This is a genomic window from Psychrobacter frigidicola (genome assembly GCF_007997305.1).
Taxonomy (GTDB): domain Bacteria; phylum Pseudomonadota; class Gammaproteobacteria; order Pseudomonadales; family Moraxellaceae; genus Psychrobacter; species Psychrobacter frigidicola.
Genome location: NZ_VORZ01000001.1, coordinates 1472365 through 1486379 on the forward strand (window position 1 = coordinate 1472365; position 14015 = coordinate 1486379).

The following is a 14015-nucleotide window of genomic DNA, read 5'->3' on the forward strand; positions in this document are numbered from 1 at the left end:
TTTAGGTAGCGGGTTTTTTTAATATGAAATAACTTCTAGTAAGAAAAACTACTCTGGTAGTTGATCGAGGAGCTTGTCTAAAGTAATGGGCAACTCACGAACTCGAATACCGACTGCGTTATAGATAGCGTTGGCTATGGCAGCCGCAGCGCCTGAAATAGAGGTTTCTCCAATGCCTTTGGTATGCATGGGATTGGTATAGCGATCATCTTCTTCTACCAAAATAACTTCTATTTGCGGTACATCCGCGTTAACAGGGATATGATATTCAGAGAGATCGTGGTTGCATAAGCGACCGTCATGCTTGTCATGGATAATTTCTTCCATTAAAGCTGAGCCAATCCCAAACACCATACCGCCGTAACACTGTGAAGTGGCCGTTTTGTGATTAAGAATGCGCCCGCCGGCGAATGCACCCGTCATACGTTTAACTCGAATCTCACCCGTGACTCGGTGCACGCCAACTTCGGCGAACTGAGCACCGAACGAAGCTTGGCGATAGTTTTTGGCATTTTTACCGGGTTTAATCTCGCCTTTGGCACTCAGCTTTTTCTCATCATATTCACCAATGATATCCGCTAATGAATAGCTTTGAAAATTACTAAAGTCATAGCTTTTTTGCTGAGAAACATTTGGTTCAGAGCGTTCTTGCTGGAAGCTCTTTTGATTAGATGCAGACAAGCCTATTTTTTCTGCTAGGTTATCTACAACATCTGTGGCTTTATCTACCAAGTCAGTAGCAATATCTTTGCCAGCTTCTATGATAGCTTCTGTTGACGTCGCTTCGTGCTCGCCTACTTTTTCAATCTGACCAGCACGCAGCTGGATAGTATCAGGGTATAGGCCAACTTTATCCGCAAGCATCTCACGCAGCTGCTGGCAAGCAAGGTAAATACTACTGCCTGAGCTGGAAGCGCCCTTACTACCACCAGAACCTACGGCTGGCGGCAGACTAGTATCGCCTAGCTTCATCTCAATATGGTCAATCGGCAAACCTAATAAATCAGCAGTTATTTGGGTAAACACCGTGTAAGAACCAGTACCGATATCGGTCATGTCAGTCTCTACAACTGCTTTGATACCCAGCTCTTTTGAGCTATCGACTTGCAAGATTACTCGCGCCTCAGAAGTGCCTAATGAGTTGCCACGGGCGGCCGCTGCCATGCCAATACCCATCCACCAGTCACCTTCTAAACGGCTGGCAGGTTTAGGATTGCGCTCATTCCAACCAAATTTCTCAGCGCCTTGTTCCATACAGGCGATTAGACTGCGGGTTGAAAAGGGAATATCTTGACTCGGGTCTTGCTCTGGCTCATTACGGCGGCGGAGCTCAAGCGGGTCTATATTGAGTTTAATTGCCAACTCGTCCATCGCACATTCAACTGCAATTTGTCCGACGGCCTCACCTGGCGCACGCATGGAACCAGATAAGACTTGGTTAGTATCGACCATCTGATACTCAACCTGACGGTTTTCACCGCGGTATAGGAAATGCGTAGACAACGCCACTGGCTCAAAAAAGCTCTCACCCGGTAAATTGCTAGAGATACTATTATGGATAAAGGTATTAATAATACCGTCTTTGTCACAACCAATAGCGATACGCTGACGAGTATTCGAGCGGCGCACGGTCGCTTCCATGACTTGCGGACGAGTCATAACGATTAAGACCGGACGGCCTAGCTCTTTTGCAGATATTGCCGCTGCAATTGATTCGGGCGCAATACCAAGCTTGCTACCAAAGCCGCCACCGACATAACGGGCAATCAGTTGCACCTTATCGTTATCCAAGCCTAGCGCATCAGCAATTTGTTGTTTAGACGAGGCTAGCATCTGATTGGAGGTATACATGATTAACTTATCACCTTCCCAATGCGCTAGCGTCGCATGGGGCTCCATAGGAGAGTTACTTTGGCTGGGTGTATGATAGACAAGGTCAAGTGAAACCTCAGAATCGGTCAAACCTTGTTCAGGGTCACCTTGGGTTTGATTCTTATCGGAGCCTGTTGCTTCATCAATCGCATGGGCATCAGACAGCGCTGCCTCAAAATCTAGTACCGCATCTTCTGTTTCATCTTTATAAGTCACTTTAAGGGCTTTGGCGCCTTCAGTTGCCGCCTCAAAGGTCTCAGCAATAACAGCAGCAATTGGCTGACCATGATAAAAAATCTCAGTCACGCCTTGAGTAGGTGATTTGGTAGCGCCGCCTTGTTGCGAGTTGCGCACAAAATGTTTGGGGTCAGTGACGACTTTAATTACCCCTGGAATAGCTTCTACTGCACGACTATCAATGTGTTTAATCTTGCCTTTAGCAATCGTTGCGCTGACCAAAACTCCGTAAACTTGGCCTTCAAGATGAAACTCAGCGGAATAAGGGGCTTGGCCGCTAACTTTTAGGGAGCCATCCACACGAGTGATAGGCTGACCTACCAATTTACTAGGTACTTTGTCAAAAAGAGACTCAACAGGCTCGTTCATGGTCATCTTTTTAGTAGGTTCTGACTGAGCCCCTGAATTAAATAGTGCCATGATTATGCTCCCTGAGTCGTTAATGCGCGCTGAATGACTTGCTTTAACAAGCGACGTGTCAATGGTATTTTAAAGTCGTTTTGCCCACTACCTTTGGCATCTTTTAATAATAAGTCTGCCGCTTGCGTAATAACGTGAGTGTTGCCGTCAGTACCGGTCAATATGGCCTCGACCGCTTCATTACGCCAAGGCTCGGTACCGATACCACCAAATGCTAGACGTACCGTTTTCATCTTGCCGCTTTCGTCTTTGTCTATCACAGCAGCGCAAGATACTAAGGCAAAGGCATAAGAGGCACGATCACGAACTTTGTCATAAGTGTGTACGCCCTTAATAGGGGCAGGTAAAACGACATGCGTAATAAGCTCGCCAGTCTCCAAAATAGTCTCAATATGCGGGGTATCTTTTGGTAAGCAATAGAAGTCTTTAATCGCAATCTGACGAGTTGAGCCATCTGCTTTGAGCGTCTCAATAGTGACATCTAGCAAGCGCATAGCGACTGCCATATCAGAGGGATGCTGGGCAATACAAGCATCACTAGTGCCTAAAATAGCCAGTAAACGGTTCTCTCCATTAATAGCAGGACAACCAGAACCCGGCTCGCGCTTATTACATGGACTGTCCAGCTGATAAAAATAAAAGCAACGGGTACGCTGTAGTAGATTACCGCCAGTTGTTGCCTTATTACGTAGCTGCCCTGACGCGCCAGCCAAGATTGCGCGCGATAATACCGGATAGCTTGCAATAATAGTTGGATGCGCAGCTAAATCACTATTAGTCACGAGGGTGCCGATACGTAGTCCACCATCAGCAGTGGTCTCAATTTGTTCTAATTCTAAGCGATTAATATCAACCAGCTTAAGAGGCGTCTCAATCTCAAACTTCATCAAATCTAATAGATTAGTACCACCTGCGATAAATGACGCGTCCTTTGGGGTGGCAAACATAACGGCTTGCTGCGGTTCAAGGGCGCGGATGTATTCAAAACGTTTCATGAGCGGCTCCTTATAGCATTGTCAGTGTTGGCAGCTTTATTGTTAGATGATTGATTGCCAAGCTGGGTTTCACTCGGTGGTGGCGACCAGATACCGCTTACTGTTGAAGTAGAAGGACTGGTTGTCATTGAAAATGGCTCAGATGTCTGGTCCGACACTTGGTTTTCAAGGACTTGCTGAATCGCTCTGATGATATTGGGATAGGCCGAACAGCGACAAATATTGCCACTCATGCGCTCAGCAATTTCTTGGACTAATAACCCATCAGGCTGCTGCAAGTCAGTAGTGACATAACTTGGCCATTGCTCTTTAATTTCTGTTATTAAGGCGGTCGCTGAACAAATCTGGCCGGGCGTACAATAGCCGCACTGAAAAGCATCGTGATCTTTAAAGGCTTGTTGCAACTCCGATAAGGAATCAGGCATACCAATGCCTTCAATCGTAGTGATTTCATTACCATCGTGCATGACTGCTAATGTTAAGCAAGAATTGATCCGCCGTCCATTGACGAGCATGGTACAAGCACCGCATTGACCGTGATCACAACCCTTTTTGGGTCCAGTAATTTGGAGATGTTGACGGCAGACATCAAGCAATGTCGTTCGGGGGTCGAGGTTATCAAATTGATAATCCTGCTGATTAATCGTTAAAGTAAGCATGCTGGCTTCTCGCTGGCGAATGATAATAAAATTCTAAAGGGAGTACGGCTGCCAGTCTATACATTAAGTGTTAACTGATTTTCTTTGGACTCTCAAAGCGTTTATTTGAACTAACAGAGTCTAATGTAGACTCAGTCGAGCTTTTACATCAACAATAGAGTTTATTTGTAGATAATAAATAGCGCTATTTAGGTTGGTTAACTGTAATGAGGCTGCATCCTTTATTCTCAAAGCAATATCATTCTTAATTACAAATTTTTTCACATCGCTAGCACCAACAACTTAAGATAAGACTATCACCCACTCAACCATCAAGGAGTTACCATGAGCCCTGTAACCATACCAAGCCATTGGAAAATAAAACGTTCTACGCATTTTTTTACTAAAGATAAAGTGCCCAAAGCCTTGTTAACCCATCATAACACCGCAGAAGGCGTGTTCGGACAAATTTGCGTGATGCAAGGTACTGTCACCTTCTACGGCTTTGCTGATGAAGCAGCCACCGAACCTGAGCAAACCATCATCATACAGGCCGGAGAATTTGCCGTCAGCCCACCGGAATATTGGCATCGCGTAGAGCTTAGCGATGATGCCCAATTCAATATTAACTTCTGGACTGAAAGCGATACCGGTAATAAATCGATGTTCAATAGCTCTAGTATTCACACTAAACCGATTGAAACCTTATTTGATAAACCCACTGAATAATAAACACTCAATATACGCATACTTGATGGCGTTGATTCTAAAGAATCAGCGCCATCACAGCGTTATTTACTGAGTCTATTTGACTGGTAACAGATATTAGCCTCAGCACAAACTAATCTTAGTCACCACTTTTAGAGAGCGTAACAAGGTATGTTTGAATTTGACTTCAGCTTAAAGTTGCTGGGATACCATTCTTTTCAACTGGGCATTGCTTTTATACTGGCACTACCGATTGCGCTTAATCGCGAAATGAAAAATCATGGGGCGGGACTTCGAACTTTTCCACTCGTGAGTATTGCATCGTGTGCGTTCATGCTAATCAGTATGGAGACTTATCATGAATCAGATTCTGAAGCACGGATTATGTACGCTATTATTACCGGTATGGGTTTTATCGGTGGTGGTGCTATTTTTAAAAGCGACAATGGTGTAAAAGGGACAGCAACGGCAGCTAGCTTATGGAATACCGCTGCTATCGGCATTTCGGTGGCCTATGGTATTTATGAAATTGCTATTATTTTGTCTGTTGTTAGTTTTTTAATACTGCAATTCACAGACCCCTTTAATTTAAAAAAGAAACAGTAGGTGCTGAGGGCTAATTTGACGGTTACCTAACCCTTATAACCTTCAGCAAAACCTTTAATAAACCAAAACTACTTAATTATAATGACGTTAGTAATTTTAATTATACAAAATTTGAGTGATAAATCCTTCTAAGTTATTCACTTAATTACTGTATTTAACGTCGCATCATACGATAAAGAAAAACATTAATGGCTTAGCGCAGATTAAAGGTTGAGTTGGCTACTGTTTAGCGGCTTCTACTTGTATATTTAAGGTCAGGTTTTTAGTCAAACCAAATACGCTATATTTTTTGATATTCCATTTAGTGCGGTCAATCGTAGTGGTGAAATTACCACCACAAACAGATTTTTTTAGAGTAGGAGTTAGGTAGCAGTCAAACTTGGTTGCCAGTAAGCTAATAGGATGAGTCTCACCGTGCAGCGTAAGTTTACCATCGACTCGGGTAACCTTTGGATTTTCTTTATCAGGCGTAAAATGCCACTTGGTAGATTCAAAACGAGCGAATGGAAACCGTTCCATATCAAAAAACTCAGGGCCCATGAGCTTAAGATTGAATGCTCTATTACCAGTATTTAACGAGTTGATTGGAATAACAAGGGAGATGTCGCCCGTCTTCGCGCGCGGGTCATATCGTAGTAATCCTATTACGTTATAAAACCCACCCGTAGTAGCAGAGGTTTTAAAGTGGTCAATAGCAAAGCGGACGTTAGAGTTATTGGGCTCAATCTTATAGGTAGCGGCGTGGCTGCTACCAATGCAGCCTACCATCAATAATAGTGTCCCTATTGGCTTGCCGTACTGTACTAGTGCTTTGTCATATAAAATCTGACTCATAACAACATTCCTTTGTTGAATGGTTTTACTGATGACACGCTTTTTAAGGGGGACAATAGGCGTGCTTCATAACGCTGAGGTGGTTGAAGTGAGTACTGAGAAGAATTAAATTGAGAAGATAAATGAACGAATTTTTGTATTAGGCATTATTACTATGTATCTGGTTAGACAGTCGTCGCTTAATGAACCAACCTATAATAATAGCGACGGCAAGTAATAAGAAAACTTTAGAGTATGGCGCAAGCATGGTCTCAATAACCACGTAGTTTTTGCCAAAGTGATAGCCTGCTAGGGTTAATAACGTTGTCCAAACACTTGACCCTAATGCCGTTAGTGTTAAAAAAGAGACAATAGGCATCTTATTCATACCCGCAGGAATTGAGATAAGAGAGCGAATACCGGGCACCATGCGCCCAAAAAAGACCGCCTTCTTACCATGTTTGTTAAACCAATCGTTAGAGGACAGTACGTCGTCAGGTTTAACAAACACGTACTTGCCGTACTTTTTAGTAAATTCTACTAAGCGTTCCTTGTTAAACACCCGTCCTAAATAATACAACGGTAACGCGCCTAATACAGAACCCAGCGTACCCGCTAATATGACCAATACTAGATTTAAATCTCCCCTCACCACTGCAAAACCAGCGGCTGGCATAATGACTTCGGATGGTATGGGCGGAAAAACGTTCTCAGCAAACATAGCAAAGACAATGCCGACATAGCCAAACTTTGCCATAATAATCAGCACCCACTCGCTCATTTGATTCATTGCGATACCTTGTTAAATAATTAGGTTAAGTCATTAGGTTAAGTCATTAGGTTAAGTCATTAGATTCAGTCATGGGATTAAATAACTGGGTGCTTACTGTGAAGCTAGAAAGTATTGCTACTAAGTAGAGGTAAGAGAAGAGTGGTGAAGCAGCTGATATATTATTTTAAATATTGAGCTAAGAGAAATGAGAAATATAGTTAAGGTTTTCTAGATAATCTATTAAGTTCTATTAGGAATTTTTACTATCATAACTTAGCTTATTGTTAAGATACTGTATTTTTTTAGACATAGAGCTAAATCTAAACCGCCACCCCAAACAACCTCCCAATTAATGAGGTTGCAAGCATTGCTAGAACGCCCCAAATCACTACCCGAGCAGTAGCAGGAATAACAGGCGCACCGCCCAAGCGCGCAGAGATGACTCCGAGCAAAATTAAGCCCACTACGGTCACAGATGCCAGTGACCAGACCAGTGAATGCATCGGCAATAGCAGAATTCCGATAACGGGTAAAATAGCGCCAGCAATGAACGATAATCCTGAAGCGACTGAGGCGTGAATCGGCTTTGCTTGACTAAGATCCGTCAAGCCAATCTCGTCACGGGCATGAGCCGCCAGCGCATCGTGCTCGGTTAAAGCCACGGCAACTTGATGCGCTAAAGCATAATCAAGTCCGCGAGTCTCATAAATCTTTGTCAGCTCAAACAGCTCACGCTCAGCGTTATGAGTCAGCTCATGCAGCTCCTTATCTAAATCCGCCTTTTCGGTATCTGCTTGTGACGATACTGAAATATATTCTCCAGCCGCCATTGATAAAGCGCCCGCTGTCAATGCTGCCATTCCTGTCAGTACTAACGTCTGGCTACTTGGGCTTGCCGCCGCGACACCGACTAATAAACTGGCGGTTGAAATCAAGCCATCATTTGCGCCCAGTACTGCCGCCCTTAACCAATGGTTGCGATTACTCAGATGGGCTTCGTCATGAATAGAATGGTGCATAAATATCCTTATCCTTAAACGATAGAAAGATAAATCTAAAGGTAGCCATCAAGAGTATAATCCAACGGCTATTGACTTAACGGGCTTTAAAACGACTGGTCGATAGATAATACAGAACAATCTAACTTAAATTATAGCGACTTAAATTACAGTGACTTAAATTATAATGATTTCAGCAGTATGACCCATCTTAACGTGTTCTTAACAGCAGCTTTATTATATTAACCTCCTTATATTTTATATCACCTATATTAAGTTAGACAGGCACAGAAAATGAACACATGGTTGTCCAACCTCAGATTATCCACTCGTCAGATTAGCTTAGACTATTTGATTTTTTTGACAGCGCTATTTCTAGTGGTCACTGCCAATATAGAGTTTTTTCAGCAAGTTTTGAGTGTCTATGACTTCAAAGACAATATAGGCTTTATCTTGTCATTAGGCGGTATGGTGCTGGGTATATTGTGGCTCGTGCTACAGCTGCTCTGCTACCGTATTAGCTACCGTTTTGTCTTAATATTTATGGTGATTGTAGCGGCACTTTGTGCTTATTTTACTGATAATTACGGCACAATATTCGATCGTGACATGCTATTGAATGGGATGCAAACGGATCAGGCTGAAGCGCGTGACCTGTTAACCCTTGATTTTATTGTTCGGCTATTATTGCTAGGGGTGCTGCCCGCAGTTTTTATTTATAAAATTAATGTCCCCCGTCTCTCATGGAAAAAGGCGATACAACATAAAGCGGTAACCCTCATTATGGCAGTCGCGTTAATCGCCGTTAGTATGCTGCCGTTTGGCGACCAATATGCCAGCTTCTTTCGACAACATAAACAAGTACGTTACTACACCAATCCCATCACACCGGTGTATTCCGCATTCAAACTGGCAAAAGTTTATTATGATGATATGACAGAACCAACCTCAATCACTGCGCATGCTATTGATACCAAGAAAATCACTCCTGCAAACTCAGAGCCTAAACCTAAGCTCATGGTGTTTGTCGTTGGGGAAACGGTTCGTAGTGATCATATCAGTTTGAATGGCTATCCACGTGACACCATGCCGCTACTAGGTAAACAAGAAAATATCTATAGTTTTAAAGAAGCCATGGCTTGTGGCACATCTACCGCCTATTCAGTCCCTTGTATGTTCAGCTATCTGGATCAAAGCGCCTATGATGTCAATAATGCGAAGTATCACGACAACGTCCTTGATACCCTTAGCCGACTGGGTGTAAAGGTAGTTTGGCGTGACAATAACTCCAGCTCAAAAGGTGTTGCAAACAGAGTTATTTATGAAGATTTTAAAACTGACGCGCTGAACCCAGTATGTGATGAAGAATGCCGTGATGTTGGGATGCTCAGCGGCTTTGATCAGCTAGTATCGACCTCAGGCAAACCGCAAGATACTTTACTAATTTTGCATCAAATGGGTAATCATGGGCCTGCTTATTATAAACGCTATCCAAAAGAATTTGAGATATTCAAGCCTGTTTGTAGGAGTAATGAGCTATCAGAATGTGATTCAAAAAGTCTTATTAATAGTTACGATAATGCTATTCGCTATACTGATCTCTTTTTAAACACTACCATTGAAACCCTCAAGAAACATCAGCAATTTTATGATGTTGTAATGGTCTATATGAGCGATCATGGCGAGAGTTTAGGAGAAAAAAACATCTATCTCCATGGCCTGCCCTATAAAATTGCGCCTAAAGCTCAGAAACAAGTGCCACTGATCGTATGGTCGCCAGAGAATAACGGAATTGATTCAGACGCTCTTCGAGCGCTCCTAACAAAACCGATCTCACATGATGTGGTTACGCCGTCCTTGCTAAGTTTTTATAATATTGAAACCCAAGAAACTGCGGATAAGCTGACGTTATTTGAGACGAAATAACGATACTTTTTCAAAGTTAAATAGCACTACCAGTCAAAAGATAAATATTAATTGAGTATCCTAAGTATGTGTTGCAAAGTGGGCTACAAATGCTACAGTAAAGACTTAAGCTATAACGTTTGAATGAGTAGCATATCGAAACTTTGGTTTTTATATAGGGGAGTTTAAATACTAATGAGCAAACCTAAACAGGCATCCATCCATATTCGTTGTGATAATGATTTAGCCAACGAATTTAAGCAAGTAGTCGAGCAAAACGGGTATACCAAGTCGCTGGTTATGCGCGAGTTGATGCAAGATTACATTAACAATTCTAAAAAACCCAACCTACCCTCCGAACAGAACATTATGAGTCAGGTTTTAAAAAAAGATGAACCAGGGTTACAAGAACCTTTAAAGGACATGACATCTAACGACCTATTAAAGTTAGCAATAAGGATGGCAGAGAAACACATATAACCTAGCAGCAAGAAAAATATGATTTAATGCAGATATATCATCACAAAAAAACTCTTACCACAAATGGCAAGAGTTTTTTATATTATAAGTCAGCAATGAGTTACACGTTACGTATAAGGCGTTATCGACAACTATTTTTTTACTCAGTAGCGTCTAGCTTTATTGCTCGGCATTAAACACTTATAAAGAAATAATCATCATTAAATAGGTATTATTAACAATCAATTTAAGCGCCAATCTCATCAATTAATTTACTAAACCAAGCATCGCTCACTAGATCTTGCATATGGTTGAAGCGGACATATATACCTTGTTCATCTATTGTGGCATACCAACGGTCATCACTAGAGCCCGTCATGATTTCAAAATACTTTTCGCTTACGATCCTGCCTACAATATAAGTCTCTCCTGCTGTATAACAAGTATTGCCACCCATACATATTAATTCATCACCAGTCTTTGGCATGTGTTTCTCCTTTTTTTATTTGGTAAATAGCTGTTTATAGAGTTCTATACCCATATTTTCGGTATTAAATAGCCGCTAAAAACCAAATAATTTTTCTTATTTAATACATTTGAGAGTGGCAAGATATCAGCTTACTATGTAACAAAAAAGCAGTTATTGGTTTCAACTGTTACTATGAGTTATACTATTAGTTTAGATAAACTTAATATTAAATTAAAAGCCTGAATAAAAGGGCATAAGTAGGCACAAAAAAACTCTTACCAAGAATGATAAGAGTTTTACTAATATTCTAAGCACTACAAGCTAATCTGACGCCTATAGTGTTTCTAGCTTATTGTTCTTCTACTGCCTACTAGGTGTTTTACGCCTTGTGCTTGTTATCATAGGCTACAAACGCTTCTTTGCTTTTAGGATCGGGGCAATTGATGACTTCAATACCTTGCTGACCAAAGTCTTTTTTCAGACTGTCATATAAAGGCTGTGTACCCCAGCCGTAGACTTCACCCAATTCTTCATCTGCTGCAAATACGACACGTGTTATTTTGACTTGTAGCATGGCTGCCATGCACATCCCGCAAGGTTTACCGCTTGCATACATAGTGATATCAGAATCACGTGGCAGGTTTAGTGTTTCGCCAGATTGGCGAATGGCTTGCATTTCTGCATGGGCAGTAGGATCTTGGTTAATATAAGCCTCATTAACCGCTTCAGTAATAATCTCTTGGTTCTTTGTCAAAACCGCCCCAAAAGGTTCGCCACCTTTTTCCACGTTAGCAATCGCCAGTTCAATAGATTTTTTTATCATCTCTTTATCAAAATCAGTCAACTTACCTTCCATTATTTTTTCCTTTATGAATTAGTATTATTTTGTTTGAAATTTGAGCTCAAGTGATCAATACAACTTTTGCCAAAACGCCTGTGCTATTGTTCGATAACCAAGGCGTTCCGTCAAGGTGAGTAAACATAACGGCTCAGCCCTTGAGCAGAGAGTATCGCCGTACCCATGGTAGTTGTCAAGACACCTGTCTTTTATGCTTACTCTCTCGCGCTCCGTTTTTTGGTTTTACGCATAGAACATTTAAGCAACTGTCGTTCAACTATGAACGCTCAGCTGATTTATTACCCCTTTTTAATTCGACGTTTCCACAGTCGACGACATACACCAATTGTCTCGTAAAATAACATTGCGCATAGGCATACAGTTATTAAAAAAGCCCTACGAATTAAAGTACGGCTCTTATCCTTCATATTAATCGAGTTGTAAGGAGACAATAATCACTATTGCGTAATCTGGCACTACTTATAACTTTCTCTAATGAGAAACATTAGAGAAGACCTATTACTATTGACGAACTCACTCAGTCCTACCTCAAAATACTCAGCTTAAGTATACTATTGAGTACATTTCTATCACCTAAAACCATACGCACCCCTAAATCACTTGGGCTATACTCATAGTATAACCACACCATAAAAGGGGTATAAAATAATGCCTGTACAAACAAAAATACTATCAGGAGTCTATGCCGACTCAATGACGCTAATGGCGCTCTCTACCAAGGTCAATAAGTTACCGGGTGTCCAAAAAGCCATGATCGGTATGGGCACAGCGATGAACAAAGCGGTTATTAGCGACGTTGGTTTAATGACGCCTGAAGTCGAAGCGGCCTCAACTAGCGACATGATTTACGCTGTAGAATGCGAAACCGAAGAGATGTGCGCTGAAGTGCTGGCGAAAATTGATGAGCTACGAACCGCTTCGGTTGCCGACCAATCTCAAGAAAAATCCTACCGATCGCTTAATAAAGCTATCGAAGATAATGATTCCAGTTTAGTCGTCATCTCGGTTCCTGGGGAATACGCTGCTAATGAAACGCGTAAAGCACTCGAACAAGACAAAAATGTCATGATATTTAGTGACAACGTTACTGTCGAGGATGAATTAGCACTTAAGCAATTTGCTCATGAAAAAGGTTTGTTGGTCATGGGGCCGGACTGCGGTACCGCTATTATTAATAACGTGGGCTTATGTTTTGCTAACGCGGTTAGCGACGGCTCAGTCGGTGTCGTTGCCGCCTCCGGTACTGGCGCTCAGGAACTCAGTGTGCAAGTTGACGCTCTAGGTGGCGGCATCAGCCAACTCATCGGGGTTGGCGGACGCGATTTATCGGAAGAAATTGGTGGCATCATGATGATCGATGGGCTAAATATGCTGGCTCAAGATGATCAAACTAAAGTCATCGTGTTAGTCTCAAAACCACCTGCAGAATCAGTCGCTAATAACGTACTTGAGGTGGCTAAAGGTATTGATAAGCCAGTAGTGGTCTGCTTTATCGGTGATGGCTCAACAGAAAGCGACTCAACAGAAAATAGTGCTAATCTACACTTTACTAATAACACTTTAGAAGCTGCGAAAAAAGCGGTTCAAGCCGCTGGTCTATCTGTTGATACTGACACAAAAAGCTATGACTTTGACTATGAAAAAATCAATGCCTCATTTGCCAAAAGTCAGAAATTTATTCGTGGAATTTTCTGCGGTGGAACGATTTGCGATGAAGTATTTTATGTCTTAAAGCATGCGACTGATAATGTTGTCAGCAATGTCGCAAAAAACGCTAAAGATCAATTAGAAATCGGTGCTACTAGCCACGATCATGCGCTACTCGATATGGGCTCTGATGAATTTACCAGTGGTCGGCCACATCCAATGATTGACCCAACTGCGCGTAATGCTCGACTGGTGAAAGAAGCGCAAGATCCTGAAACCGCGGTTTTACTACTTGATTTCGTACTCGGTTACGGCTCAAACGACGATCCAGTTGGAGCAGCAGCTGATTCAATCAAGCAAGCCTATACGGATGCGAAAAAAGATAAGCGCTCACTACAAATTATCGCTTACGTGCTTGGCACTGACCGAGACCCGCAAGGTAAAAAAGGTCAAATCGACCAACTAAAAGACTTAGGTGTGCATGTCGTTGATTCGGTTGTTGATATGGGTAATGTTGCGCTAAAAATGATGCCTAAATAATATATGAACTCTAATATTTAAGTAATAAACACAAAAATAAAGGAAGAATAATATGTCATTATTTGGTAGAAAAGCGA

13 protein-coding genes are annotated in these 14015 nt (G+C 42.0%); 5 read left to right on the forward strand and 8 right to left on the reverse strand.

Annotated features, from left to right (window positions below):
• Positions 1-48: 48 nt before the first annotated feature.
• Genes ES754_RS06040 through ES754_RS06050 form a run of 3 tightly spaced genes read right to left on the reverse strand, consistent with a single transcriptional unit; the run spans position 49 to position 4183 of the window.
• Complete coding sequence (locus ES754_RS06040; protein ID WP_147222952.1) at positions 49-2529, reverse strand: xanthine dehydrogenase family protein molybdopterin-binding subunit; 2481 nt, start codon at positions 2527-2529, stop codon at positions 49-51.
• Between the two features lie 2 nt (positions 2530-2531).
• Positions 2532-3524, reverse strand: coding sequence for an FAD binding domain-containing protein (locus ES754_RS06045; RefSeq protein ID WP_147222954.1), 993 nt, complete (start codon positions 3522-3524; stop codon positions 2532-2534).
• Positions 3521-4183 (reverse strand): 2Fe-2S iron-sulfur cluster-binding protein, encoded by a 663-nt coding sequence (locus ES754_RS06050; protein WP_147222956.1) that lies wholly within the window; start codon positions 4181-4183, stop codon positions 3521-3523. Before ES754_RS06050 ends, ES754_RS06045 begins: the two co-directional genes overlap by 4 nt.
• 324 nt (positions 4184-4507) lie before the next feature.
• On the opposite strand from ES754_RS06050, the gene ES754_RS06055 reads away from it, so the two are divergent.
• Together ES754_RS06055 and ES754_RS06060 are read left to right on the forward strand one after the other, a co-directional pair.
• A complete protein-coding gene (locus ES754_RS06055; RefSeq protein ID WP_147222958.1) occupies positions 4508-4891 on the forward strand; it encodes a TehB family protein in 384 nt (127 codons plus the stop codon).
• A 150-nt stretch (positions 4892-5041) separates the two neighbouring features.
• A complete protein-coding gene (locus ES754_RS06060; RefSeq protein WP_147222960.1) occupies positions 5042-5476 on the forward strand; it encodes an MgtC/SapB family protein in 435 nt (144 codons plus the stop codon).
• Between the two features lie 219 nt (positions 5477-5695).
• On the opposite strand, the gene ES754_RS06065 is transcribed toward ES754_RS06060, so the two are convergent.
• The 3 genes from ES754_RS06065 to ES754_RS06075 form a co-directional block, all read right to left on the reverse strand.
• Positions 5696-6310, reverse strand: a complete 615-nt coding sequence (locus ES754_RS06065; RefSeq protein ID WP_147222962.1) for a YceI family protein — start codon at positions 6308-6310, stop codon at positions 5696-5698.
• A gap of 139 nt (positions 6311-6449) precedes the next feature.
• Complete coding sequence (locus ES754_RS06070; protein ID WP_147222964.1) at positions 6450-7079, reverse strand: DedA family protein; 630 nt, start codon at positions 7077-7079, stop codon at positions 6450-6452.
• Positions 7080-7381: 302 nt separating this feature from the next.
• Positions 7382-8080, reverse strand: a complete 699-nt coding sequence (locus tag ES754_RS06075) for a VIT1/CCC1 transporter family protein (RefSeq protein ID WP_147222966.1) — start codon at positions 8078-8080, stop codon at positions 7382-7384.
• A 273-nt stretch (positions 8081-8353) separates the two neighbouring features.
• On the opposite strand from ES754_RS06075, the gene ES754_RS06080 reads away from it, so the two are divergent.
• Positions 8354-9985 (forward strand): phosphoethanolamine transferase, encoded by a 1632-nt coding sequence (locus ES754_RS06080; RefSeq protein WP_147222968.1) that lies wholly within the window; start codon positions 8354-8356, stop codon positions 9983-9985.
• 174 nt (positions 9986-10159) lie between these two features.
• The gene (locus tag ES754_RS06085; protein WP_147222970.1) at positions 10160-10444 is read left to right on the forward strand and encodes a type II toxin-antitoxin system RelB/DinJ family antitoxin; all 285 of its coding nucleotides are present in this window, start codon (positions 10160-10162) and stop codon (positions 10442-10444) included.
• Positions 10445-10670: 226 nt separating this feature from the next.
• Here ES754_RS06085 and ES754_RS06090 read toward each other — a convergent pair whose 3' ends face one another.
• Positions 10671-10910, reverse strand: coding sequence for a hypothetical protein (locus ES754_RS06090; protein WP_147222972.1), 240 nt, complete (start codon positions 10908-10910; stop codon positions 10671-10673).
• A gap of 361 nt (positions 10911-11271) precedes the next feature.
• Complete coding sequence (locus ES754_RS06095) at positions 11272-11748, reverse strand: nucleoside deaminase (RefSeq protein ID WP_147222974.1); 477 nt, start codon at positions 11746-11748, stop codon at positions 11272-11274.
• 651 nt (positions 11749-12399) lie between these two features.
• On the opposite strand from ES754_RS06095, the gene fdrA reads away from it, so the two are divergent.
• On the forward strand, positions 12400-13938 hold the full coding sequence (fdrA, locus tag ES754_RS06100) for an acyl-CoA synthetase FdrA (RefSeq protein WP_147222976.1): 1539 nt from the start codon (positions 12400-12402) through the stop codon (positions 13936-13938).
• The last annotated feature ends 77 nt before the right edge of the window (positions 13939-14015 follow it).

Bases quoted from the DNA above. Each gene is read 5' to 3' on its own strand.
- ES754_RS06040 (WP_147222952.1), bottom strand. From the start codon at position 2,529: ATGGCACTATTTAATTCAGGGGCTCAGTCAGAACCTACTAAAAAGATG.
- ES754_RS06045 (WP_147222954.1), bottom strand. From the start codon at position 3,524: ATGAAACGTTTTGAATACATCCGCGCCCTTGAACCGCAGCAAGCCGTT.
- ES754_RS06050 (WP_147222956.1), bottom strand. From the start codon at position 4,183: ATGCTTACTTTAACGATTAATCAGCAGGATTATCAATTTGATAACCTC.
- ES754_RS06055 (WP_147222958.1), top strand. From the start codon at position 4,508: ATGAGCCCTGTAACCATACCAAGCCATTGGAAAATAAAACGTTCTACG.
- ES754_RS06060 (WP_147222960.1), top strand. From the start codon at position 5,042: ATGTTTGAATTTGACTTCAGCTTAAAGTTGCTGGGATACCATTCTTTT.
- ES754_RS06065 (WP_147222962.1), bottom strand. From the start codon at position 6,310: ATGAGTCAGATTTTATATGACAAAGCACTAGTACAGTACGGCAAGCCA.
- ES754_RS06070 (WP_147222964.1), bottom strand. From the start codon at position 7,079: ATGAATCAAATGAGCGAGTGGGTGCTGATTATTATGGCAAAGTTTGGC.
- ES754_RS06075 (WP_147222966.1), bottom strand. From the start codon at position 8,080: ATGCACCATTCTATTCATGACGAAGCCCATCTGAGTAATCGCAACCAT.
- ES754_RS06080 (WP_147222968.1), top strand. From the start codon at position 8,354: ATGAACACATGGTTGTCCAACCTCAGATTATCCACTCGTCAGATTAGC.
- ES754_RS06085 (WP_147222970.1), top strand. From the start codon at position 10,160: ATGAGCAAACCTAAACAGGCATCCATCCATATTCGTTGTGATAATGAT.
- ES754_RS06090 (WP_147222972.1), bottom strand. From the start codon at position 10,910: ATGCCAAAGACTGGTGATGAATTAATATGTATGGGTGGCAATACTTGT.
- ES754_RS06095 (WP_147222974.1), bottom strand. From the start codon at position 11,748: ATGGAAGGTAAGTTGACTGATTTTGATAAAGAGATGATAAAAAAATCT.
- fdrA (WP_147222976.1), top strand. From the start codon at position 12,400: ATGCCTGTACAAACAAAAATACTATCAGGAGTCTATGCCGACTCAATG.